General features: G+C 72.4%; 22 protein-coding genes, 1 tRNA gene and 1 pseudogene. 14 read left to right on the plus strand and 10 right to left on the minus strand.

The features are described from left to right. Positions 1 to 73 precede the first annotated feature (73 nt). The gene (locus ACIGAN_RS22740; RefSeq protein WP_399859979.1) at positions 74 to 1,390 is read left to right on the plus strand and encodes a phosphatase PAP2 family protein; all 1,317 of its coding nucleotides are present in this window, start codon (positions 74 to 76) and stop codon (positions 1,388 to 1,390) included. A 110-nt stretch (positions 1,391 to 1,500) separates the two neighbouring features. On the opposite strand, the gene ACIGAN_RS22745 is transcribed toward ACIGAN_RS22740, so the two are convergent. Next, positions 1,501 to 1,734, minus strand: a complete 234-nt coding sequence (locus ACIGAN_RS22745; RefSeq protein WP_365097673.1) for a DUF2277 domain-containing protein — start codon at positions 1,732 to 1,734, stop codon at positions 1,501 to 1,503. A 101-nt stretch (positions 1,735 to 1,835) separates the two neighbouring features. Here ACIGAN_RS22745 and ACIGAN_RS22750 point away from each other — a divergent pair, with 101 nt between their 5' ends. Together ACIGAN_RS22750 and ACIGAN_RS22755 are read left to right on the plus strand one after the other, a co-directional pair. After that, positions 1,836 to 2,750 (plus strand): ketopantoate reductase family protein, encoded by a 915-nt coding sequence (locus ACIGAN_RS22750; RefSeq protein WP_399859981.1) that lies wholly within the window; start codon positions 1,836 to 1,838, stop codon positions 2,748 to 2,750. Between the two features lie 51 nt (positions 2,751 to 2,801). After that, positions 2,802 to 3,155 carry a hypothetical protein gene (locus ACIGAN_RS22755; protein WP_399859984.1) on the plus strand — a complete coding sequence of 118 codons (354 nt, stop codon included), beginning with the start codon at positions 2,802 to 2,804 and terminating at the stop codon, positions 3,153 to 3,155. A gap of 261 nt (positions 3,156 to 3,416) precedes the next feature. Here the strand turns inward: ACIGAN_RS22755 and ACIGAN_RS22760 are convergent, their stop codons facing one another. The 4 genes and pseudogenes from ACIGAN_RS22760 to ACIGAN_RS22775 form a co-directional block, all read right to left on the minus strand. Beyond that, the gene (locus ACIGAN_RS22760) at positions 3,417 to 3,863 is read right to left on the minus strand and encodes a hypothetical protein (protein WP_365737636.1); all 447 of its coding nucleotides are present in this window, start codon (positions 3,861 to 3,863) and stop codon (positions 3,417 to 3,419) included. Between the two features lie 249 nt (positions 3,864 to 4,112). After that, positions 4,113 to 4,706 carry a hypothetical protein gene (locus ACIGAN_RS22765; RefSeq protein ID WP_365737953.1) on the minus strand — a complete coding sequence of 198 codons (594 nt, stop codon included), beginning with the start codon at positions 4,704 to 4,706 and terminating at the stop codon, positions 4,113 to 4,115. 186 nt (positions 4,707 to 4,892) lie between these two features. Then, positions 4,893 to 5,114 (minus strand): annotated as a pseudogene (locus ACIGAN_RS22770) (WhiB family transcriptional regulator); the annotation flags it as partial. Between the two features lie 1,066 nt (positions 5,115 to 6,180). Next, the gene (locus ACIGAN_RS22775; RefSeq protein ID WP_365737634.1) at positions 6,181 to 6,849 is read right to left on the minus strand and encodes an HAD family hydrolase; all 669 of its coding nucleotides are present in this window, start codon (positions 6,847 to 6,849) and stop codon (positions 6,181 to 6,183) included. 81 nt (positions 6,850 to 6,930) lie between these two features. Here ACIGAN_RS22775 and ACIGAN_RS22780 point away from each other — a divergent pair, with 81 nt between their 5' ends. The 6 genes from ACIGAN_RS22780 (at position 6,931) to tgmC (ending at position 11,119) form a co-directional block, all read left to right on the plus strand. After that, the gene (locus ACIGAN_RS22780; protein ID WP_399859987.1) at positions 6,931 to 8,133 is read left to right on the plus strand and encodes a helix-turn-helix domain-containing protein; all 1,203 of its coding nucleotides are present in this window, start codon (positions 6,931 to 6,933) and stop codon (positions 8,131 to 8,133) included. 104 nt (positions 8,134 to 8,237) lie between these two features. Continuing rightward, complete coding sequence (locus ACIGAN_RS22785) at positions 8,238 to 8,576, plus strand: hypothetical protein (protein ID WP_365737630.1); 339 nt, start codon at positions 8,238 to 8,240, stop codon at positions 8,574 to 8,576. After that, positions 8,573 to 8,734, plus strand: coding sequence for a hypothetical protein (locus ACIGAN_RS22790; RefSeq protein WP_399859989.1), 162 nt, complete (start codon positions 8,573 to 8,575; stop codon positions 8,732 to 8,734). The genes ACIGAN_RS22785 and ACIGAN_RS22790 overlap by 4 nt, the downstream gene beginning before the upstream one ends. Positions 8,735 to 8,769: 35 nt before the next feature. Then, positions 8,770 to 9,060, plus strand: a complete 291-nt coding sequence (gene tgmA / locus ACIGAN_RS22795) for a putative ATP-grasp-modified RiPP (protein WP_365737626.1) — start codon at positions 8,770 to 8,772, stop codon at positions 9,058 to 9,060. Further along, positions 9,057 to 10,004: an ATP-grasp ribosomal peptide maturase gene (gene tgmB, locus ACIGAN_RS22800; protein WP_399859993.1), complete on the plus strand. Its 948-nt coding sequence runs from the start codon at positions 9,057 to 9,059 to the stop codon at positions 10,002 to 10,004. Before tgmA ends, tgmB begins: the two co-directional genes overlap by 4 nt. Beyond that, the gene (gene tgmC, locus ACIGAN_RS22805) at positions 10,001 to 11,119 is read left to right on the plus strand and encodes an ATP-grasp peptide maturase system methyltransferase (RefSeq protein ID WP_399859996.1); all 1,119 of its coding nucleotides are present in this window, start codon (positions 10,001 to 10,003) and stop codon (positions 11,117 to 11,119) included. The genes tgmB and tgmC overlap by 4 nt, the downstream gene beginning before the upstream one ends. Positions 11,120 to 11,178: 59 nt before the next feature. Here the strand turns inward: tgmC and ACIGAN_RS22810 are convergent. Then, positions 11,179 to 11,250, minus strand: a tRNA-Val gene (locus ACIGAN_RS22810). Positions 11,251 to 11,447: 197 nt separating this feature from the next. Here ACIGAN_RS22810 and ACIGAN_RS22815 point away from each other — a divergent pair. The 4 genes from ACIGAN_RS22815 (at position 11,448) to ACIGAN_RS22830 (ending at position 14,941) form a co-directional block, all read left to right on the plus strand. Continuing rightward, positions 11,448 to 12,362, plus strand: coding sequence for a DUF4097 family beta strand repeat-containing protein (locus tag ACIGAN_RS22815; protein WP_399859999.1), 915 nt, complete (start codon positions 11,448 to 11,450; stop codon positions 12,360 to 12,362). Positions 12,363 to 12,437: 75 nt separating this feature from the next. Further along, positions 12,438 to 13,841, plus strand: coding sequence for a hypothetical protein (locus ACIGAN_RS22820; RefSeq protein WP_399860001.1), 1,404 nt, complete (start codon positions 12,438 to 12,440; stop codon positions 13,839 to 13,841). 22 nt (positions 13,842 to 13,863) lie between these two features. Continuing rightward, positions 13,864 to 14,079: a zinc ribbon domain-containing protein gene (locus ACIGAN_RS22825; protein WP_399860004.1), complete on the plus strand. Its 216-nt coding sequence runs from the start codon at positions 13,864 to 13,866 to the stop codon at positions 14,077 to 14,079. 79 nt (positions 14,080 to 14,158) lie between these two features. Beyond that, positions 14,159 to 14,941: a DedA family protein gene (locus tag ACIGAN_RS22830; protein ID WP_365737614.1), complete on the plus strand. Its 783-nt coding sequence runs from the start codon at positions 14,159 to 14,161 to the stop codon at positions 14,939 to 14,941. Here the strand turns inward: ACIGAN_RS22830 and ACIGAN_RS22835 are convergent. Genes ACIGAN_RS22835 through ACIGAN_RS22845 form a run of 3 tightly spaced genes read right to left on the minus strand, consistent with a single transcriptional unit; the run spans position 14,862 to position 19,505 of the window. After that, entirely contained in the window at positions 14,862 to 15,671 is an 810-nt protein-coding gene (locus ACIGAN_RS22835) for an HAD family hydrolase (RefSeq protein WP_365737612.1), read from the minus strand. The two genes, ACIGAN_RS22830 and ACIGAN_RS22835, sit on opposite strands and share 80 nt — an antisense overlap. Continuing rightward, positions 15,671 to 18,295, minus strand: a complete 2,625-nt coding sequence (locus tag ACIGAN_RS22840) for a phosphoribosyltransferase (RefSeq protein ID WP_399860007.1) — start codon at positions 18,293 to 18,295, stop codon at positions 15,671 to 15,673. Before ACIGAN_RS22840 ends, ACIGAN_RS22835 begins: the two co-directional genes overlap by 1 nt. A gap of 43 nt (positions 18,296 to 18,338) precedes the next feature. Continuing rightward, positions 18,339 to 19,505: an HpcH/HpaI aldolase/citrate lyase family protein gene (locus ACIGAN_RS22845; protein WP_399860009.1), complete on the minus strand. Its 1,167-nt coding sequence runs from the start codon at positions 19,503 to 19,505 to the stop codon at positions 18,339 to 18,341. A gap of 230 nt (positions 19,506 to 19,735) precedes the next feature. Between ACIGAN_RS22845 and ACIGAN_RS22850 the strand changes: the two genes are divergently transcribed. Next, the gene (locus ACIGAN_RS22850) at positions 19,736 to 20,647 is read left to right on the plus strand and encodes a TerD family protein (RefSeq protein WP_365097649.1); all 912 of its coding nucleotides are present in this window, start codon (positions 19,736 to 19,738) and stop codon (positions 20,645 to 20,647) included. Positions 20,648 to 20,714: 67 nt separating this feature from the next. Here ACIGAN_RS22850 and ACIGAN_RS22855 read toward each other — a convergent pair whose 3' ends face one another. Beyond that, entirely contained in the window at positions 20,715 to 21,449 is a 735-nt protein-coding gene (locus ACIGAN_RS22855) for a TerD family protein (RefSeq protein ID WP_365097646.1), read from the minus strand. Between the last annotated feature and the right edge of the window lie 97 nt (positions 21,450 to 21,546).

The following is a 21,546-nucleotide window of genomic DNA, read 5'->3' on the forward strand; positions in this document are numbered from 1 at the left end:
ACACCTGGAAGCGGCTGGGACATTGACGACAACGGCGTCGCGGAAGACCTCCGGAACCACGCCCGCGCGGCAGATGGGGCGCGCCGCCCGCCGGCGCCCCCGTACGGTGCTGTGGGCCGCGGCGGGCGTGCTCACGCTGGGCTTCCTCGTCGCGCTGCAACTCGTCGCGCACCACCTCGGCATACCGGGGCCGATCACGCAGCAGGCGCGCGAGGTGATCCACGCCCCCAAGTCGGGCTTCCTGCTGTACGCGAGCATGGCGCTGACCATGGTGGTGCTCACCTGGCGGCAGCGGCTGATCGCCCTGGGGGCGGCGATCGGCATCGACCTGGTCTTCCTCGCGGTGCGCTGGGCGATCGGCGCCGACCTGTCGGACGGGCACCCCTTCGGCAACGGCGCCCTGTGGGTCGTCCTGGGCCTCGCCGTGTTCGCCCTCACCCGCCGCACCGGAGCGGAACGCCTCCTGCTGCTGAAGGGGGTGGGGCTCGGCCTGCTGCTGGTGACCGGCCGCAAGACCGGCGACACCTGGCTGCTGATCACGTCGCGGACCCTGCCGGTCACGCTCGACCCGTACATCGCCATGGCCGATCACGCCCTGGGCAACCCGTCCTGGCTGGCGGGCCGGCTCCTGGAGGCCGGCGGCCCGGTCGGCGAGCACGCCCTCGACTACGTCTACGCCCAGCTCGCGGTGGCCGCGGTCGTCGTCGCGCTCTACCAGCTGCGCAACGTGGCGGCCGAGCAGCGCTTCCCGCGCCACCACCTGGTGCGCACCTTCCTGGTGATCGGCCTGATCGGACCGGCCATCTACATGATCTACCCCGTGGTCGGCCCGGTCTTCGCCTACGGCCCCCAGGGCGGGACCTGGGCGGCGGCCGACCTGTGGCCGAACACGCTGCCGCCGATCACGGCGCCCTCCCACCTGCCGTTCGACACGATCACCCCGCGCAACTGCATGCCCAGTCTGCACACGGCGTGGGCGACCGCGATCTTCATCCACTCCCGCAGGGGGCCGCGCGCGCTGCGGATCGCGGGCACGTTCTGGCTGGTCGCCACGCTCGCCGCGACGCTGGGGTTCGGCTGGCACTACGGCGTCGACCTCGTCGCCGGTGTGGTGTTCGCGTACACGATCGAGGCCGGGCTGCGCACGTTCGACCGGGGCGGGGACCGGGCGGGCGTGCTGCTCGTGGTCTACGGCACGGCGGTCTTCGCCGCGCTCCTGACGGCGTACCGCTTCGCCCCGCTGGAGATGGCCCGCTACCCGTGGCTCGCCGGACCGCTGCTCCTGCTGGTCATGGCATCGGTGGTCTACGGCTACCAGCGCCTCACCCGACTGTGGGAGAGCGTCACGATCCCGGCCCCCCGAGCGGAGCCCCTGCCGGAACCGGCGTGAGGGGTACCGGGCGCTCGGCTCGCCCGCCGGGCAGGGTGCTCGGCCGGCCCGACGCCAGCCCTCGGCCCGGCTCACCCGGTGGCGGGCGCTAGCTCGCCCGGTGGCGGGCCCTAGCTCGCCCGGCGGGCGGTCGCGGCGCCGCGGATCTCCAGGCCGTCGAGCAGCTCGGCCGTGGCCTGCGCGACGGCCTCCACGGCGCGGTCGAACACCTCCTGGTTGTGAGCGGCGGGGGCGCGGAAGCCCGAAACCTTCCGCACGTACTGCAGCGCGGCGGCGCGGATGTCCGCCTCCGTGGCCTCTTCGGGCAGCGCGGGCGGACGCAGCGTCTTGATACTCCGGCACATGCCCCCAGTCTCACCCTTTCGCCACCCCCGCGACAGCGTTCCTGCCATGATCACGCCCAGGCGGCCACCCTTTCCGGGGCCGACCGACGAGAGGAACCCCCGTGACGAACCCTGCGAACGAACTGACCGTGGCCGTCCTGGGCCCGGGCGGCGTGGGCGGGCTGCTCGCCGCCCTGCTCTCCCGCGCGGGCCACCGCGTGATCTGCCTGTCCGGCGAGGAGACGGCGGCGACCCTGCGCACCGACGGCATCCGGGTCCGCAGCACCCGCTTCGGCGACTTCACGGCCCGCGTGGAGACCGCCACCGAGCTGCGCGAACCGGTCGACGCCTGCCTGGTGACCGTCAAGCACACCGCCCTCGACCCGGCCCTGCGGCGCGTGCCCGCCGCCGCCCCGGGCGACGGCCTCCTCGTGCCGTTCCTCAACGGCGTCGAGCACCCGGCCGCCCTGCGCGCCCGCTACCGCCGCGACCGGGTCGCCCCCGCCGTCGTCCGCGTGGAGTCGACCCGGGTGGCCCCGGGCGTCATCGAACACACCAGCCCCTTCGCGGAGATCGACCTGACCGGCACGGGCGTGCCCCGCGCCCGCCTCTACGCCCTCGCCGAGGCCCTCGGTGCCGCGGGCCCCGCCACCCGCGTCCAGGACGACGAGACGGCGACCCTGTGGGCGAAGATGTCGTTCCTGGCCCCCTTCGCCCTGCTGACCACCCGCTACGGACTCCCCCTGGGCGACGTGCGCGCCCGCCACCGCGACGAACTGACGGCCCTGGTGGAGGAGACGGCCGCGATCAGCCGGGCGTGCGGCGGCCCGTCCGACCCGGCCCAGGCCCTCGCCCGCTACGACGCCTTCCCGCCCACGATGAAGTCGTCGATGCAGCGCGACGCCGAGGCGGGCCGGCCGCTGGAACTCGACGCCATCGGCGGCGCGTTGCTCCGTGCGGCCGAGCGTCACGGCGTTCCGGCCCCGGTGACGGACCGGGTGGTGGGCGAGCTGCGGCTGGTACACCCGTTCGCATGAACCACAGGAAGGAACTCGCTCCACCAATTCGAACAGGCGTATCATTGGGCCGTGGCTACGACCTATGACTTTCCGAGTGACCTCCTCGCCGGTCAGGAGGAACTCCATCAGGTCCGGGCCGAGCTGTCGGCCCTTCTGAAGCGACTTCCCTGGTCGGTGGAGCCGCTGGACGGCTTCAGCGACGACAACGGCTGGCGCAAGGTGGAACGCCCCGCCTCCCCCGGCTGGACCGCCGACGAACAGGCCGAGGTGGAGAAACTCCGGCGGCGGGAGCACGAACTCGCGGTGTTCGTCAGCACGCACCGCTACTGGTCCGAACTGACCGGCCCCGACCGCGTGGCGGCCCGCTCGGAACTGAAACACGCCCACGAGCTTCCTCCGGAGAATCCGAGCGAGGCCTCGTAACCCGCCGGCGACGGACACGCCAGAGGCCCCCAGGGACTTCCCTGGGGGCCTCACACCACTCGGCACGTGTGGGCGCGGACGGTCGACTGACGGTGTCCTTCACGGACGACAACGGACTGCGCTGGACGCTGAACTCGTGCGGCAAGTTGGTAGAGGATTCGGCTGACTGCAAGGCGGTCGGGGCGCGTGGACGCGTCGGCCCCGCCGTCTGCGGGGGAGGCGACGATGCCCGGTTCCGGCGCGGGGCCGTTGCGTATCCAACTACTTGGCCGGCTGCCAGGTATCGCACCCGTTCGTCTCAAAGATCTCGCCCTTGTTCAGGGTCACCCGGCCCGGACCTTTCACAATGTCATTGGCGATGATCGACGTCAGCTCGCCTGAGTCGTCCTTGTTGCGGGCCCAGTAGCACATGCCGCCGGAGGGGCCCGACGTCTTGTACGAGCCCGCTTTCACGTCCTCGCCGACGAGATACGTCCCCTCGTCGATGGATGTGAGCGGCCCTTCTGGTTCCTCCCCGGGTTCTTCGACGGCGGGGATGGTGACGTCGGGCTCGATCCCCGCGTCGACGTCCGCCTCGGCTGACTCTAGGATCTCCATGGACTGATCGAGGATCTCCTGGTCGGTCATCTCTGCCGTCTCGGTGACCGTGATGGTGGGTGTAGGGGCCGCTTCAGTCCCGTTGTCGTCGTCGCTGTGGTTCGCGGCCACTCCTGCGGTGACGATCGCCGCGATTGCTGCGGCTGCGGAACCGATGATGATCGCGTTGGTGCGGTTCCTCGCTGGCTTCGGCGGCTCGGGCGGGAGCGGCGGCGGGAAGCCGGGCTGCGGCGGTGTGGGTGTGCTGATTGGTTCCCCCAGGGCTCGTTGTGCGTCGTCTAATCGTGCTTCGAGTGCAGACGGCGTGATGGCCAGCGGCCTTTCACGGCGACGGCGTGAATGAGGGACTGCCTGCGCGTGCTAGCAGTCGTCCTCAAGCGCCTTCGCGGCGGCGTCAACCGCGTCAGCCTCACGCTTCGCCTTCTCATACGCCTTCTTCTCCCATGGGAACGGTTCGTTCGTCCGCTTGTCGAACCAAATCAACTCGGTTCCCACCGCTCGCATGTCCCCATGTTCGGCCTCGGCCGTCGCCTCCATATCGGGGGTCACGTCAGCAGGATCCATGCCTGGCTCGTAGTTCGGGACGTCAGTGCCGCCAAGGCCGCCCCCGCCGGTAGAGGTGCCGCCGCCGCTGCTGGACCCACCGCCTCCCGAGCCGCTGGTGAATCCCCCGCCCCCACCGCCGTTGCTGCCCCCACCGATCCATCCCTTCGGCCCGGCGCCTGCGGTGAGTTCCATGGCGCAGTCGGCGGTTTTCTGCTCCTCGTCGTCCCCGATGCCGAGCAGCTGGTTGCAGCCACCGACGAAAAGCAGCAGAGCGAGTACGCCGCATCCGATGCCAGTCTTGTTGTTAACGCTCTGCCTGGTATTGCGGCTCCTCGCCATGGCGCCCCCCGGGTGCGGTAGTTCCTGGATCAGCCAGCGTGTCAGTTGTGCACTGTGGGTGTGAGGCATATGACGTTTCCGTGACCGATCAGGGGAACGGGAAGGCTGCGGCTGCGCGACCACGCCTGGCGGTGGGCGGAGGCGTGGCAGCGAGCGTACGAGGCCCATCGAGCTACGCCGCGCCCTCGTAGACCAGGCTGGTGGACAGGCACAGCGGGCACTTCGCCCTGGGGCGCACGCGCGCAACTGGTTGCGCTGGTAGGTGCTCGTGCCGGCCCAGTAGCCCTCGGCTCCGCGGAGCACGGCCCAGGCGAGGCACCGGGTGCGGACCGGGCAGGAGCGGTACCACTGCTCTTCGGCCACCGCTGCCTCTGCGTCGGTCTCGACGTCGGGGGTGAAGCCGGAGTCAGCGGTCGCGCAGGGGGCATCGGCTTGCCAGGCGACGTCGTCTGCGGAGAAGTACTCGACGATGCTCATGGCTGCCGCCTCAGGGGCACGATATGCCGTCAGCGACGGACCACACGATGACGCCGCCGTTGAGACACTGGCGGACGCGCCCGGCGCGGCGCAGCCGGCTAAGAGCGAGGTGGACTAGGTCCGCGGTAAAGCCTGCCTCCTGGGCGAATTGGTCTCGTGAGCGGGGCCGCCGAGGAGGAACGTGTAGATCCGCTGGTCTCGCTCGAGGGTCTCGGCCGGGCGGGGGCGGCCTCTGCCCGGGGCGACGGCCTGCATGACGACCTCCTATTCATTTAGGTGCCAGCCTGATAGTCACTGTGCAATCAGTGCGTTGCCCTCAACCGTCACCGGAACGGATCCCCACCTCACCAGTGCCACACTGCCGCCATGCAGGGGCACACTCCGAGGTCTACGCTCGCCAGACCAGCGGATCAGCGCCCTCGCCCAGGATCCGCAGAAGGAACGGGACGCCAACGCTGCGCTGGAGAACGCCTTCGAGCAGTATCAGCGTGACGAGCGCGACCAGGACGCACAAGCACAACCGCCGCTCGCGGGCTCCCCGCGCCGAGTGGCTGGGCGCGCTCACCGGGCTGATCGGTCTTGGGTTCCTCGTCGCTCTGGCGGTGATGGTGGTGGACCTGTCGTGGGACCTGCGGGTCGAGTACGCGGCGCGGCGCTCTGGCGCGACAGGTGGAGGAGCTGGGCGGGACGCCTGTGGTGGGCCCGCCCAGCACGCGCGGAAGCCCCGCGAGTCGGTCACCGGGCCGCCGAGCCCGGCCGGTGCGGACGGCGAGCCCGGCCCGAGCGGGCCCCCGGGGCCGAGCGGTTCACCGAGGGCTCGGGCTGGGACGGCGCCGACGGGACCTCCGCGACCCGCCCCCGTCGAGCTGGACGTTCACCTACCGCGGCGTTACGTACACCTGCACCTCTGACGGCGGCAGCTCGACCACCTACAACTGTGAGCCGAACGAGGGAGATCCGCACCCTAGGGCGCCTGATCCGCTCGCGGCCGCCCTGGACCCGAACCGCCGCCAGTACCCGTGAGCCTGTGCCCCCCTCTCGCCTTCGCGCGGGAGGGGGGCATTCGTCATGCCCCGATCGCCGCGAGCGCCCGACCTGTGTCAGACAAGTCCTCAAGCACTACCTGAGCGCCGGCCGCGCGCAGGTCGCCCGCGACAGTGCGGCCCGTCGCCACCGCCACGACCCGTACACCCGCCTCGCGCCCACCCGCAACGTCCGCGGGGGTGTCGCCCAAGAACACCGCGCTCTTCGGGGAGACATCCGCCCGTGCGAGGGCAGCCCGCAGGAGCTCCGGCCGTCCCTCTCCGTCCTCCCCGTAGGCCCCCTCTTCCAGTCGCAGGTACGCGTCGAGGCCGAACACGGCAAGCTTCACCTCGGCGGCCTGGCGGACGTTGCCAGTCACAACGGACTGGCGGACGCCCTGGTCCGCGAGGGCGGCCAGCACGGCGGCCGCGCCAGGCAGCGTGTGGCCCCGCTCGCGCAGCTCGGCTGCCCGCGCGACATGGACCGCACCGAGGGCGTCAGCGAACCGGGCGAACAGGCTGTCACTGTAAGGAAGGTCGTGCAGGCGCACGGTTTCCCGAAGGATCACTCGCTCCGTCGACCCGGTCACCGACGCCTGCTCCCGCAACGTCACCCCTGTCACCTGCTCGAACGCCGCGGCCCACAACTCACCGCCGAGCCCTCGCGTCGCCATCAACGTGTGGTCGATGTCCCAAAGCACCAAATCCGGCACCAGCGCCTCCCCCCTTCACCAACTCCCGGTCCCCGCGCAGCGGGCACCCTACGCTCAGATTGAGGAGCAAGGAGTACGCGCATGGTTGCAGCAGACCTCCCCATCGGAGACCGGATCCGCCACTACCGCGGCGGACGTCGGCAGGACGCGGTCGCCGGCCTCGTCGGCATCTCACCCGACTACCTGTCGCAGATCGAGCGCGGCCTGAAGGTACCGTCGCTACCCATCCTGTACGCCCTCGCGCGGGAACTCGGGGTGCCCACCGCAGCCCTGCTGTCGGAGCAACCACTGGCGGAGGAGGAGACCGCGGACACTGCGGAGGCCGCAGTGGGGCGTGCGCTCCTCGGCTACGGCCCCGTTCTGAGCGCGCCGCCCGTACCCTCAGACGCGCTGAGGGACCGGGTGGAGACTGCGTGGAAGAGCTGGCAGACCGCGGGCGATCGCTTCACCAGGGCCGCCGAGACACTGCCTGGGCTGGTCACCGATGTCGAGCACGCCGCCCGGGCCGCCCGGGCCGGCACGGATGCGGCCGAGCGCCGTGCCGTGCTCCGAGCCGCCGCCGACTTGTACTGCCTGCTTCGCTCCTACCTGCGCCGAACCGGGCGCGTCGACCTTGCCACCATCGCCGCCGACCGGGCGATGCGCGCCGCCGAAGACGCCGACGACCCGCTCCGTATCGCCGCCGCCCAGTGGAATCTCGGGCACGTCCTCCTTGCCGCGAATCAGCCCGCTGAGGCTGGGGAACTCGCCTTGCGCGCGGCCGAGCAAGTGGCTGCCGCGCGGATGCCGGAGGTTGAACAGGCCGCGATGGGCGGTGCCCTTCAGCTCGTCGCCGTGGTGGGGTCGGCCCGCCGGCGCCGGTGGTGGGAGGCGCGGGAGCGGCTGACCCAGCATGCAGCGCCCGCGGCCCGGAAGGTGCCCGACGCGAGCAACATCAGTTGGACCGTGTTCGGCCCAACGAACGTGGCGCTGCACGCCCTGAGCATTGACATGGAGGCGGGCGAGGCCGGGGAGGCTCTGCACACGGCAGACGCCATCGACACGACCGGCATGCCGTCGCTGGAGCGCGAGTTCACCTTCGGCCTGGAGGTTGCGGCCTGCCATAGCCAGCGCAGGGACGACGCCGCCGCGCTGCTCGCCCTCACCGGCCTGGAGGGGATCGCTCCGGAGGATCTCGCCCGCACTCCGCTCGCCCGGCAGCTGGTGCTCACGGTGATCCGCCGGGCCCGGGCCATGCACGCTCGGCAAGCCGAGCAGCTCGCCGTGCGGATCGGCCTCGTGTAGGTCGCCGAGCCTGTGGCTCACCCGAACTGTCAGCTCGGGTCATCCTCCAAGTGTCTACCTACGGTCGCTGTGTGAGACGGATCACCGCAACCGTGGAGGCCCTCGTGGCAGGGGAAACACGCACCGGCAGCAACACTGACGGCGATGTACTCGCCCTGCTCCCGCTGCCGAGCGTGTCCGCCCTGTCGGGGCTGCAGGCCCGCGGCGCGGCCTGTGTCTGGTGCCAGACCCGCCTCGCCATCGAGACCGCCGTCGACCTCGGCGAGCGGCCCGTGCCCGGCGGGGTGACCCATTTCCCCCGCGCATGCCCCGACTGCGTACGCGCGGCAGCACTCCGCACCTACGGCGTGCACACCGACAACTGTGAGCAGTGCGTCGACAATCCCCTGCTGTGCGAGACCCGGCGCGCTCTGCGCTGTCTCGCGCTGGAGGCGCGCGGATGATCCTCACCGAGACGCCCGAGCAGACCGCCTTGTGGGACCACTGCCTGACCTGCCCAACCTACCGGGCCGTCGACGCCCAAGGCGCGAACCGCAACCTTCCCTGCGAGAGCAGGGACCGGCTGACTGCGGAGTACCGGCAGGCGCGCCGCACCAGCTGACCACCCGCTCCACCACACCGACACCAGGGAGAGGCATGTTCGTTCACTCCGACCGTCTGCCCACCAGCCCGGCGCTCCCGCAGGGACTCGTCACCGCCCGTCCCTGGGGGCTGGGGCGCATGGCGCCCTACCCCACGATGACGCCGGCCTACGCCCGTGCGGCCCTGGACCCCGCCACGCAGACCGTTCTGTTCTACGACGACGCCGGCCAGGTCCTGGACATGGGCAAGCACGGCACGTCCACCGGCACCAACCCGGCGACGGGCACGAGCCCGGACGGCCAGGGCGGTGGGGACACCGACACCGGGAACGACACCGACCAGTGAGTGATCCGCGCCCGGTGCTGGTCGTCACCAGCCTGCACGACCCGACCGCCGACGTGGTGATCCGCGGGCTGCACGACCGGGACGTCCCGGTCGTGCGGCTCGACTCGGGGGACTTCCCCGCATCACTGTCGGTGGAGGCAGAAATCGATGAGCGCGGCCTGCACGGCTGTCTCATCACGTCGTCCCGGACTGCCGATCTTGCGGACGTCCGCTCCCTCTACTACCGCCGGCCGACCGGCTTCGCCTTCCCGCACCTCAGCGAGCAGGACGCCCGGTTCGCCATCACCCAGGCCCGCTACGGGCTGGGTGGGGTCCTGGCGTCCCTGCCCGGCTGCCTGTACGTCAACCACCCGCACCGCATCGGGGACGCCGAGTTCAAACCGGCCGGCCTCACCGCGGCCGTGGCCGCGGGCTTCCACGTGCCGCCCACCCTCATCACCTCCGCCCCCGACAACGCCCGCGCGTTCATCAAGGCCCACGGCTCGGTCATCTACAAGCCGCTGTCCAACCCGGTCTACACCGTCGACGGCGTGGCGTCCGTCGTCAAAGTCGCCAAGGTGTTCCCGGATGAGATCGACGACAACGTGGCAGGCACCGCCCACCTGTTCCAGCAGCGCGTGCCCAAGGTCGCCGACGTGCGGGTGACCGTCATCGGCGGGCACGTGTTCTGCGTCCGCATCGACTCGGGCCTCCTCGACTGGCGCACCGACTACAGCAAGCTCACCTACACCCCGGTCGAGGCCCCACCCGGCATCCAACCGGCGCTCCACCGCTACATGAGCCACTTCCGGCTCGTCTTCGGCGCTTTCGACTTCGCCGTCGGCGAGGACGGCCGATGGTGGTTCCTGGAGTGCAACCCTTCCGGCCAGTGGCACTGGCTGGAGACCAAGACCGGCCTGCCCATGACCGCCGCCCTGGCCGACCTCCTGGAGAGGACATCGTGACCGAAGAAGCTCACCTCCACCGGCTGCTCCTCGACCGGATGACGTCCACCGGCAGTCTGCGCACCGAGCCTTGGAAGCGCGCGGCCGCGGCCGTCCCCCGTCATGAGTTCCTGCGCGGCGGCTTCTTCCGCCGCGCGCACGGCTCGGACTTCACCGCCTGGCATCCGGTGCGGCGCGCAGAGCCCGGCTGGCTGGAAGGCTGCTACACCGACGAGTCGCTGGTGACCCAGATCGCCGGAACGATCGTGCCCGAGGACATCCGCGGCCGGATCACACGCGAGCCGACCAGCTCCAGCACTCTGCCGTCCCTCGTGCTGCGCATGCTGGAGGACCTCCAGGTCGAGGACGGGCACCAGGTGCTGGAGATCGGGACCGGCACCGGCTACTCGACCGCCCTGCTCTGCACGCGCCTCGGCGAGGACAACGTCACCTCCGTCGAGTACGACCCGGACGTGGCTGCCCGGGCCCGGGCGGCACTGGGCCATGTCGGCTTGTACCCCACTCTCGTGACCGGCGACGGCCTCCTGGGCCACGGCGAGGGCGCACCGTACGACCGGATCATCGCCACGTGCGCCGTGCGTACCGTGCCGACGCAGTGGGTCGAGCAGACCCGGCCGGGCGGCCTGATCCTGACGACCATCGGCGGATGGCTCGGCGCGTCGGAGCTGGCGCGCCTCACGGTCCACGAGGACGGAACGGCGTCCGGACCGCTGCTCGGCGGCGGCGTGAATTTCATGCTCGCCCGCCCGCACCTGCCGCCACCGCTCGGCCTGCTCCCCGACCTGGGGGACGGCAAGGAGCGCGAGAGCACCATCGGCACGGAGGTGCTGGACGACTGGACGTCCCGGTTCGTCGTGCAGCTCGCCGTGCCGGGCGCTCAACGGCTGACCCTGGAGCGGGACGGGCGTACCGAGGACGTCCTCGTCGACGTCGAGACCGGCTCGTGGGCCGCGGTGTACCAGGACGGCGGCCGGTGGCTCGTACGGCAGGGCGGCCCGCAGCCGCTGTGGGACACCGTGGAGGAGCAGACCGGCCGCTGGAGCGGCGACGGTGCCCCGTCACTGGAGAAGTTCACCGTGACCGTCGCTGCGGAGGGGCAGACGATCCGCTGGTGAACGCAGAAAGGGTCCCCTGCGACAGTCGCAGAGGACCCTGAGCCGCTGCTCAAGCACTGTGGGCGCGGACGGTTTCGAACCGCCGACATCCTGCTTGTAAGGCAGGCGCTCTACCCCTGAGCTACGCACCCGGCTCCCGGGTCACGAGCCCAGGACGAGTCGACAGCCTACATGGCCCGGGGCGCGGTCCCGCAAACCCGTGGCGCGACTCCTGGCGGGGGTTATCCCCACCCCGGATCCGGGAGCCGCCCGGATCCCGCGGCGGACCCCCGGTCCATACGGTCGTAGAGCGCCCGAGAGCGCCCGTCGTCCGCCAGGGGGAAACATCATGGCCCGCGCCACACGCACCACCGCCGCCACCGCCGCCACCGGCACCAGCACCACCGCCGGCGTCCATCGCTTCCAGGACACGCCCCGTTCCGCCCGCACCACCCTCGCCCGCACGGCCGCCGCCGCCGGTGCCGTCGCCCTGCTGGTCGCCGGGCTCGGTGCTTGCGGGGCCTCCGCCGGGGACGACGAGGAGCCCGAGCACAAGTCCTTCGCGCTCCAGGGCCGCACCCTCACCGTCGACTCCGACGACTCGGCCCTGGAGATCGTCGCCGCCGACGCCCACCCGCGCGGGACGATCGAGGTCACCCGCTGGTTCGAGGGTTCCGTCGTCCTGGGCAAGGACCCCGACGTCACCTGGAGCATGAAGGACGACCGGCTGGTCCTGCGGCTGGAGTGCTCCGGCTTCGTCGCCGACTGCTCCGCCAAGCACCGCATCGACGTGCCCCGCGGCGTCACCGTGAACGTCCGGGACGGCGACGGCAGCGTCCGCGCCCGCGGCTTCCGCGACCCGCTGGACATCCGCACGGGCGACGGTTCCGTCCGCGTCAGCGACAGCACCGGCCCCATGGAGCTGCGCACCGGCGACGGATCGATCCGGGTCTCGGGTGCCACCGGCCCGCTGCGGATGCGCACCGGCGACGGTTCCATCCGGGCGGACGTCTCCTCCCGCGACGTGCGCACCCACACCGGCGACGGCTCCGTCCGCCTCGAACTCGGCGTCGTGCCCGACCGTGTGGAATCCCGCAGCGGGGACGGCTCCGTGACGATCGGCCTGCCCCGCGCCACCTACCGCGTGACCACCGAGACCGGTGACGGCGGCGTCGACGTGTCCGTGCCCCGCGACCCGAGCAGCGCCCACGTGGTGTCCGCCCGTACCGGCGACGGCAAAGTGACGGTCCGAACGGCGAACTGATCGGCCCGTGTGTTCGTCCTTAACCGGTGGGAGAATGAACACCGGGCAGGGTGGACCACAGCACGGGAGAGGGATGTGACGGCGACACCAGCGCAGCCGTACTCGCCGTCGGTGCCGCGCGCACGCCGTCCGCGCCACCGCCCGCCCCGCAGACCCGGACCGTCCGGCGACACGCTCGCCCTGGTCGCCCTGCCGCTGCTGGCCGCGCTGGTCCTGCCCGCCGCCTTCGCGGGCGGCGGCACCCGCCGCTGGTTCGGCGGCCGGGCCGAGAACCAGCGGGCCGAGGCCCAGGCCGCGAAGGACGCCGCCGCCGCCGCCTTCTACGAACTCGACACGGCCCAGCGCGACCTGCGCATCTCCATCGAGACGATCACCGCCGTCGACGACTCCCCGGCCGCCCGGCGCGCCGTCGGCGACTTCGACGCCCTTGGCCGGCGCATCGACGAGGCCAGCCACCGCTACATCGAGGCCGTCGACGCCCACGACCTCGACCGCGACGACCTGGAGGCCTCGGCCGCCGCCCGCGCCCGCGGCGAGCTGACGGCGGCCAAGGAGGAGCTGGGCCGGGTCAAGCAGGAGCTGGACCGGTTCGCCGACGGCCTCGGCCCCCTGCTCGGCAAGGCCGAGACGCAGCTGGCCCGCCTGGCCCCCGCGGTCGAGCGGGCCCGCCAGGCCCTGCTGGCCGCCGCCACCGCCCTCGACTCGGTACGCGCCACCGGCCTGAAGGCGGACGACCTCGCCGCCCGCCTCGCCGCCCTCTCCCCCGAGCTCACGAAGCTGAACCAGGGCGCCGGCCGGCACGGCGTGCCGCAGACCCTGGAGCGGGCCGAGCGGGTCACCCGCGAGGCCGAGGCGGTCCGGGTCGAGGCCGAGCGGCTGCCGGAGCGCGCCGCCGAGATCGACCACCGGCTCGTCTCCCTGCGCACCCGCGCCCAGGCCCTGACCACCCGCTCCGAGCAGGTCGACCCGATCCTCAGCGAGCTGCGCCGCCGCTTCACCGCCGCCTGCTGGCAGGACCTGCAGAGCGTCCCCGACACGGCCGCCGGGAACGTCCGCCGGGCCGAGGCGAAACTCGCCGAGGCCCGCACCGCCCGCGACGAACAGCGCTGGGCCGACGCGACCGCCCTCCTGTCGACCGTACGGGCCCTGCTGAACACCACCGACGAGGCCGTCTCGGCCGCCGGTGACCGCCTGCACCGCCTGAACGCCGTGCAGAAGGACCCCGAGCAGGAGATCGAGCGCACCCGCTTCGCCATCCGCGACGCCCAGCGCCTGGCGATGGCCGGCCGCAACACCCCCGACCCGCGTCACGCCCGCCCCCTGGACGACGCGGTGGCCCGCCTGGACCGTGCCGTCGCCACGCTGGAGGGCCGCCACCCCGACTACTGGCACTTCCTCATGGAGACGGAGGCGGTGCGCCGGGCGGTGGCCCACGTGGTCGCCCTGATCCGCGAGGAACGGGGGGCGGCGGGCCACTGACCGGGCCGGTTAACCTGTGCCCATGCCTCGCTACGAGTACCGCTGCCGTACCTGCGGCGACACCTTCGAACTCAGCCGTCCCATGGCGGAGTCCGCCGCCCCCGCGGCCTGCCCCTCCGGCCACGACGACACGGTGAAGCTGCTGTCCACCGTCGCGGTGGGCGGCTCCAGCGCCGCCCCGGCCCCCCGCGCGGGTGGCGGCGGGGGCGGCTGCTGCGGTGGCGGCTGCTGCGGCTGACGATCCCCCGGGGTCGCTCGACCGAGGTCCGTCCGGGTTCCTCAGGTTCCCTTCAGGTCCGGTTCCCTAGCGTGGCGGCATGACAGCCATCGCCGCGGAAGCCGGGCCGCAGTGGGTCAACGACCTCATGGACGCGCTGGGCGCGCCGGGTGCCGGTCTCGCCATCGCCCTGGAGAACCTGTTCCCGCCGCTGCCGAGCGAAGTGATCCTGCCCATGGCCGGGTTCGCCGCGAGCAGCGGGCGGATGAGCCTGCTCGCCGTGCTGCTGTGGACGACGGCCGGCTCGGTGCTCGGCGCGCTCGCCCTGTACGGGGTCGGGGCGCTGCTCGGCCGGGACCGGACGGTGGCCGTGGCGGCCCGGCTGCCGCTGGTGAAGGTCTCGGACATCGAGAAGACCGAGGCGTGGTTCCTCAAGCACGGCACCAAGGCCGTGTTCTTCGGCCGGATGATCCCGATCTTCCGCAGTCTGATCTCCGTGCCGGCGGGTGTGGAGCGCATGCGCCTGCCGGTGTTCCTGGGGCTGACGACCCTGGGCAGCGCGATCTGGAACACGGTGTTCGTGCTCGCGGGCTACTTCCTCGGCGCGAACTGGCACACGGTGTCGGACATCGTCTCCACCTACTCCAAGGTGGTCCTGGTCGTGGTGGCGCTGGCCCTGGTGGCGTTCATCGCTGTACGGCTGCGACGGCGCTCCAAGGGGACGCGCCCCGAAGGGGCGCGGGGAACTGCGCGACGAGCCACCGCGCGGCCGCACCCGCACGACGACCAGGACACCCGGGTTCTCAGGCGCCCCGCACCGCCCTCAGAAACTCGCGCAGAATCCGCTCCCCGGCGAGCACGCCACGCTCGGGAAGCACCCTGACCGAGGGAGCCGTGAAGCCCGTGTCGGCCAGCTCGCCGTGGCCGGGCCGCCAGCCCTGGTCCGCCGCGAGGAGCAGGTCGGTGTCGAGCAGGGAGTCCCCGGCGGCGAGGGTGAGCGAGGCGCCCGTCCTGCGGGCGACCTCCCGCATGGCCGCGCTCTTGGTGAGCGGCTTGGGCACCGCGTAGATCTTGCGGCCCTGCAGGGACACGGTCCAGCCGCGGTCCTCCGCCCACACCGCCAGTTCCTTCACCCAGTCCTCCTGCAGCAGCTCGCGCTCGACGACGAGGTAGGCGAACAGGTCGTCGGCGACGCGGTGCTTGCGCACCCACACCGGGTCGGCGGCCCTGAGCAGGTGTTCCTGCACCTCGGCCAGGGGCGCGCACTGGTCGGCCAGCCGTGCGGTCACCTGCGCGTGCCAGTCGGGGTCGGAGACGCCGTCGACCAGGAGGTGGCCGCCGTTGGCGCAGATCGCGTAGGTGGGCGCGGGGCCGGGTAGGTTGATGCGCTGGTACTGCTTGCGCGTCCGGGTCGTCGTCGGCACGAACACGGCCGCGTCGCCCAGTTCGGCCAGCAGCTCGGCCGCCGTCTCGGTCATGTACGACAGCGGCCGGCTCTCGTGCACCTCCACGCACAGCAGCCGGGGTGCCCGCGCGTCCGGCATGGTCAGCGCCAGGGCCGCGGCCGAGTAGATCAGGGTGCGGTCGAGGTCGCTCGCGACGATCACGGACATCAGAGCGCCACCGCCTTGCCGTCGGCGCCGGTCGCGCCCCGGGTGTACTTGGGGTGGATCAGGCCGACGCAGGTGTAGGGCAGGTCGGCCACCTCCTCGACGGGCACGCCCCGCTGCTCGGCGAGCAGGCGGACGTGGTCGAGGTCGCTGCCCGCCCCGGCGCGTGCCAGTACCTTCCAGGGCACGCGGCGCAGCATCACGCGGGTGGTCTCGCCGACGCCGGGCTTGACGAGGTTGACGTCGTGGATGCCGTACTCCTCGCTGATGCGCTCGACGGCGGCCCAGCCCTCCCAGGTGGGCGTGCGGTCGGCGGCGAGCAGTTCCTTGGCCTGGGCGCAGGCCGCGTCCGTGACCTCGGGGAAGCGGGCGGAGACGGCGTCCAGGAAGGCCACCGAGACGTCGGTGGCGGCGAGTTCGCGGTAGAACTTCGCGCCGTGGAAGTCGTGCGGGCCGACCAGGTCCGCGCGCAGCACGGTGCGTGAGATCAGGCCGGAGACGGTCGAGTTGAGGCAGGCGGAGGGGATGAGGAAGTCCTCGCGGGTGCCGTAGGTGCGCACGCAGGAGCCGGGGTCGGCCAGGACGGCGATCTCCGGGTCGAAGCCGGTGATGCCGTCGGACGTCTCGAACTCCGCCAGGGCCTGGGCCAGTTCGCGGGTGATGGCGCCCTTGCCGGTCCAGCCGTCGACGAAGACGACGTCCCGGGGGTCGTGGTGCGCGGCGAGCCAGCGCAGCGCGTTGGCGTCGATGCCGCGGCCGCGCACGATCGACACGGCGTAGTGCGGCAGGTCCAAGCCGTGCCGGTGCTGCGCCCAGCGGCGCATGAGGATGCCGACGGGGGTGCCCGCCCGGGCCAGGGAGACCAGGACCGGGCGCGGGGACCGCTCGGCCAGGACCGTCTCGGTGACGACGCCGACCGCCCGGGCGATACGGGCCGCCGACTCCTGCAGCGCGGCGTGGAACAGCTCCTGGTACTGCTCGGTCGGCTGGTACTCCACGGGCAGCGACTCCGCGTAGTGCGCGCCGCCGCTCTGGATCGCCTCCTCGCGCTCCTCGGTCGGCGCCTCCAGCGTCACGTCCGAGAGGTCCTGGAGCAGCCAGCCGACCTCCTCGGGCGCGTACGAGGAGAAGGCGGGGCCGCGGAGGGGCTCGGGCAGCATGGAGGGCCTTTCGGGCGCGGGCGGGGGCTCGGGGACGTACGACGGTACGACGGCGAGGAGGACCCGGGGGGTGTGCGCGGCGAGCCCGGCCAGCAGCCCGTCGGGGGCGTGCAGCGCGGGCGTGTCCGCCACGGAGTCGACGACGGCGACGACGGCGTCGAAGCCGGCGCCGGCGACGTTGTAGGCGTAGCGCTCCCCGGGGCCGTCGGCGGGGTCGTCGTGGGCGGGGAAGGCCAGCTTGGTGCGTATCGCGTAGCCGGGGTCGTCCACGGCGAGGACGGGCGAGCGGGTGGTGGTGGAGAAGGTCACCTCGGCGTCCGTGGTGCGCTCCAGCGCCTCGGCGAGCCGCAGCGGGGCGTACATGAGCTCCTCGAAGCCCAGGACGTGCACGCGCCGGGCCCCGGCGGGCAGTGCCTCGGCGATCCGGGCCGCCATGCCGGGCAGCGCGGCCTCCAGGCGCCGCCGGTGGGCGGGGGTGAAGCCGTGCCGGCCGCCGTCCGGCAGACCGGAGGGCCACCGCAGGTCGACGCGGGTGGCGTGGGGGCCGGTGCCGTCGCCGTCCGCGTGCGGGCCGGTGGGGGCTGCTGGCGCCGGTCCCCGCGCCCCCAGGGGGTCGGTCTCCGGGCCGGCCGCGAGGGCAGCGCCGCTGCCTTGGGGCGCGGGGAACGGCGCGAGCGACCACGAGGGCGCCGCACCCGCCGACGAACCCTCGCCGGCGCGGCGCGACTCGTACCGGGCCACCAGCTCGCGCCCCTTCTCCAGGACCCCCTCGGGCAGCCGCACCGTGCCCGAGGCCGCTGCCACGAGGTCCACCCGGGCGCCGATCTCGCGGGCGAAGTCCTCCAGCCGTCCGGCGTCCGCCGCCGAGCGCATGTCGACCAGCGCCACCACCACGTACCGCCGCCGCGGATACCGCCGGTGCAGGTCGCGGACGGTGTTCAGCACCGTGTTCCCCGTGGAGAACTCGTCGTCGACCAGGACCAGCGGACCGTCGCCGGCGAGCAGCGCGGGGTCCTCCGGCAGCAGCAGGTGCGACGTCGCGTGCGAGTGGGACTCCTCGAAGCCGCCGGCCGGGGCGAGCCCGGCGACCGGGCGGCGGGTGGAGTGCAGGCAGGGGGCGAGGCCGAGGCCGTCGGCGACGCTGTGGCCGAGGCCGGTGGCGGTCTCCGCGTAGCCCAGGACGACGGCCCCGCGGGCCTCCTCGTCGCCGAGCAGCTCGCGCACCCGGCGGCCCAGCGCCACGCCCTGGCCGTGGACGACGGACGGCGACTGCGGCACGTGCTTGCCCAGCACGTTCGACACCAGCAGGTGGGCCCGCTTGGGGTTGCGGCGCAGCGCCAGTCCCAGCAGGTCGGTCAGCCGGTCGTCACCGGCGAGCTCGACACCGAGCCGCTCGGCGACCCAGCTGCCGGTCCAGACCCCGTCGCGCACCTCGTGGTGCGGCCCCTCGTTCACTGCCTTCTCCATGGATTCCCTGCGTCGCGTTCACCGGTGTACCTGGTTCGAGGAGTCAGCTCGGCAAGCCCGCCGCGAGCAGTTCCACGAAGCCGATGTCCTCGTTGGCCACGCCGAACACCTCGGCGCGCAGCAGCGTCCGCTCGGCCCAGGCCCGGTGCGGCTTCACCTCGTTCATCTTGTTCGTGTACGCCGATCTCAGCACACCCCCGCCGCCGCGCCCGGGGCGCAGGATGTCCTGGGCGTCCGAGAACTCCTCGTGGCTGACGACCGACAGGGCGTGCACCGGCAGCACGTGGGAGGGGTGGATGCAGGTCTTGCCCAGCAGGCCGTTGGCCTGGTCCAGGGAGATCTCCCGCAGCAGCCCGTCCATAGCGTGCTCGATCAGCTTCGCGCGCAGTTCGGCGGCCTGCACCTCCAGGAAGGGGCTCTGCCGCAGCAGCGGCTTGAACATGCGCTCCTGGACCCGGAAGTACTCCCACACCGGTCCGGTCACGGTGAAGCCGGTGCCGTCGGCGCGGCCCAGCATGTTCACCACGTCGGCGATCACCGAGGCGACGATCTGCACGTCGTAGGCGGTCATGTCGGGGCCCCGGCGCAGCCCGTAGGAGGAGCAGAAGTCCGTCACGCCGAGGCGCACGGCGAGGACGCGGTCGCGGTACTTGTCGATCGCGCGGGAGATGCCCTCCAGGGTCTCCATCCGCGACTCGCGGTAGAGCAGCTCGGGGGACTCCAGCACCGGCATGGCGAAAAGGCGACGGCCGCTTTCGGCCTCGGCGGTCGTCAGGGCCTCCAGGAACGGGATGCCGCGCTCCTCGACGAACTTGGGCAGCACGAACCCGGACAGCAGGCGTACGGCGGGGCCGAGGCGCCGTACGAGGTCGGGTATCTGCTCGGGCGTGCGGACGCGGATGAACAGCAGCGGCAGATCCGGGTCCGGCAGACCGGCCAGGGCCGTGAACTGGCGGACCAGGTTCTCCTCGCCGGGGCCCACCTCGGCGTCGTCGATGGAGTCCTCCAGGCAGAGCACCATGGAGACCACGCCGCGGCCGCCCTGCTTGAGGATGTCGTCGGCGAGCCGGGGCCGCGTGGCCGGACTGTAGAGCGTGGCGCCCAGGGCCGCCGAGAGCAGCCGGGCCGGGGAGTCCGCGGTGAACACGCACGGCTCCCGGTGGAAGAGACGCTTCCGCACCTCAGGGGCGATGTGCCCGAAATGACGCATGGAACTCCCCCGTGGTGGCGACGCGACCTGCGAATCGATGAAAGGTGGCCGGTAATAGTACGTAGAAGTCCATGTCGCAGGTTCCCGTCAGGCATGAATTTCAGGTAACGCGGGCAATCACAGCCAGTACCCGGCCATGACGACGGTAGTCCCCGGCGGCCGTCCGCGCCGCTCGGGTCGCCCGGCCCCCCGCGTTGTCGTGAGCAGGACCGAGAAGGCAGGATGACCGCATGACGCACGCGATGCTGAAGGGGTCGAACGTCCCGCTGGAGGCCACCACGGTGCGCGCCGTGCTGCGCTGGACACCCGGGCAGGGGGTTCCGGACGTCGACGCCTCCGCGCTGCTCCTCGGCCCCGACGGTCGTGTGCGCTCCGACGAGGACTTCGTTTTCTACAACCAGCCCCGGCACCCCTCCGGGAAGGTGTGGCGGCTCGGCAAGAAGCGGGACGCCGAGGGCCTGACCGACACCATCCAGACGGAGCTGACCGGTGTCGAGCCGGAAGTGGGCCGGATTCTGCTGGTCGCCTCGGCGGACGGCGTGACGTTCGACCGGGTGCGGGAGCTGCGCATCCTGCTGTACGACGCGGCGGACACCGGCGCGGAGGCGGTGGCCTGCTTCGACGTCAAGCCGGAGACGGGCGAGGAGACCGCGCTGATCTGCGGCGAGCTGTACCGGCGCGGCGAGGGCTGGAAGTTCCGGGCGCTGGGCGAGGGCTATTCGAACGGGCTGAAGGGGCTCGCGACCGACTTCGGCATCTCGGTGGACGAGTCGGAGGCGGCACAGGAGCCGACCACGACCGTGCCCGCGCCTCCCACGACGGCCGGTTCCGCCCCGCAGCAGCCCGCGGCCGCGTCGCAGTCCTCGGCCGAGGTGTCCCGGCCGCTGCCGCCGGAGCAGCCGACCGCCGCGGTGCCCGCGCAGTCCGGGTACGGCTACCCGCCCCAGCAGCCCCCGGCGACGCAGCCGGCGTACGGCTATCCGCAGCCCGCCGGCCGGCCCGCGTACGGCTACCCGCCGGCTCCGGCGACGGCGGGCGCGGCGGGCGCCCAGTCCGGCTACGGCTACCCGCAGCCGGTCACCGCCGCCCCCGACCCGGACTTCCGGCTGCCCCCGCAGGGCCCGCAGTTCATCGGCCGCTGACGGCGCCCCGGGCCGCCGGCCCCGCCCCCGCCGCGGGGCCCCGGCGTCCCCGGCGGCTCCGCCGGGCTCAGCGGCCGACCTTGGTCTTGTAGCCCCGCCCCCACTGCAGCCCCCAGCCGTACAGCCGGTCCAGTTCCGCCTGGAAGCCGTAGACGAACTTGGCCTCGCGGCGGACGACGATCTCGTCCTTGACCTTCTCGATCATGACGACGGCGCAGGAGCGGGCCTGCGGCTGGCGTTCGTCGAGGTGGATCTCGATGCGGGGGCCGTTGCTCGGGTAGAGCGTGACGATGGCCTGGGCGCGGTCGAAGGCGGGCGTCTGGTCGTAGATGTAGACGAAGACCAACAGCCGCTTGATGCTGTCGCGGTGGTCGAGGTTGATGTACATCGTCTCGCCGGACCCCGAGCCGAACCGGTCGTCGCCGCTGAGCTTGACGTACGGCGGGGCGTTGACGTCGCCGAAGTAGCCGCCGAGCGGCTGGACGACGCCCTTGGTGCCGTCCTGGAGTTCGTACAGGCAGCCCAGGTCGAGGTCGACGTTGACCATGCTCTGGCTGTGGCCGATGACCTCCGGTGGCTTCAGGGCCCGGAAGGGGTGCCGCAGCAGGCTCTCGCGCTGGGAGCCGCCGATGTCGGAGGTGCGCATCCGCCAGCTGAGGTTGACCCGCAGATGGCCGGTGGCCGCGTCCTGCTTGGTGAGTGATATCTGCGCGCGCCGCTTGGTCAGCTCGATCGCGTTGCTCGACGCGTCACCCGAGTCGAACTGCACGGTGCCGCGCCGGAGTCCGTCGAACAGGCCCATTCCGCCCCCATGTTCCCTTGGGAGCCGCGGGTCACCACCGTGCCCGCGGCCCTTGACGACCGGCGGGGCGGCCGCCGAGGAGTCACCTCGGTGGCCG

This window comes from Streptomyces sp. NPDC085931, assembly GCF_044540565.1.
Classification (GTDB): domain Bacteria; phylum Actinomycetota; class Actinomycetes; order Streptomycetales; family Streptomycetaceae; genus Streptomyces.

Excerpts from the sequence above, each read along its gene's own strand:
- ACIGAN_RS22740 (WP_399859979.1), top strand. The coding sequence starts at position 74 with ATGGGGCGCGCCGCCCGCCGGCGCCCCCGTACGGTGCTGTGGGCCGCG.
- ACIGAN_RS22745 (WP_365097673.1), bottom strand. The coding sequence starts at position 1,734 with ATGTGCCGGAGTATCAAGACGCTGCGTCCGCCCGCGCTGCCCGAAGAG.
- ACIGAN_RS22765 (WP_365737953.1), bottom strand. The coding sequence starts at position 4,706 with ATGCCTCACACCCACAGTGCACAACTGACACGCTGGCTGATCCAGGAA.
- ACIGAN_RS22780 (WP_399859987.1), top strand. The coding sequence starts at position 6,931 with ATGGTTGCAGCAGACCTCCCCATCGGAGACCGGATCCGCCACTACCGC.
- ACIGAN_RS22790 (WP_399859989.1), top strand. The coding sequence starts at position 8,573 with ATGATCCTCACCGAGACGCCCGAGCAGACCGCCTTGTGGGACCACTGC.
- tgmA (WP_365737626.1), top strand. The coding sequence starts at position 8,770 with ATGTTCGTTCACTCCGACCGTCTGCCCACCAGCCCGGCGCTCCCGCAG.
- ACIGAN_RS22815 (WP_399859999.1), top strand. The coding sequence starts at position 11,448 with ATGGCCCGCGCCACACGCACCACCGCCGCCACCGCCGCCACCGGCACC.
- ACIGAN_RS22825 (WP_399860004.1), top strand. The coding sequence starts at position 13,864 with ATGCCTCGCTACGAGTACCGCTGCCGTACCTGCGGCGACACCTTCGAA.
- ACIGAN_RS22830 (WP_365737614.1), top strand. The coding sequence starts at position 14,159 with ATGACAGCCATCGCCGCGGAAGCCGGGCCGCAGTGGGTCAACGACCTC.
- ACIGAN_RS22835 (WP_365737612.1), bottom strand. The coding sequence starts at position 15,671 with ATGTCCGTGATCGTCGCGAGCGACCTCGACCGCACCCTGATCTACTCG.
- ACIGAN_RS22840 (WP_399860007.1), bottom strand. The coding sequence starts at position 18,295 with ATGGAGAAGGCAGTGAACGAGGGGCCGCACCACGAGGTGCGCGACGGG.
- ACIGAN_RS22845 (WP_399860009.1), bottom strand. The coding sequence starts at position 19,505 with ATGCGTCATTTCGGGCACATCGCCCCTGAGGTGCGGAAGCGTCTCTTC.
- ACIGAN_RS22850 (WP_365097649.1), top strand. The coding sequence starts at position 19,736 with ATGACGCACGCGATGCTGAAGGGGTCGAACGTCCCGCTGGAGGCCACC.
- ACIGAN_RS22855 (WP_365097646.1), bottom strand. The coding sequence starts at position 21,449 with ATGGGCCTGTTCGACGGACTCCGGCGCGGCACCGTGCAGTTCGACTCG.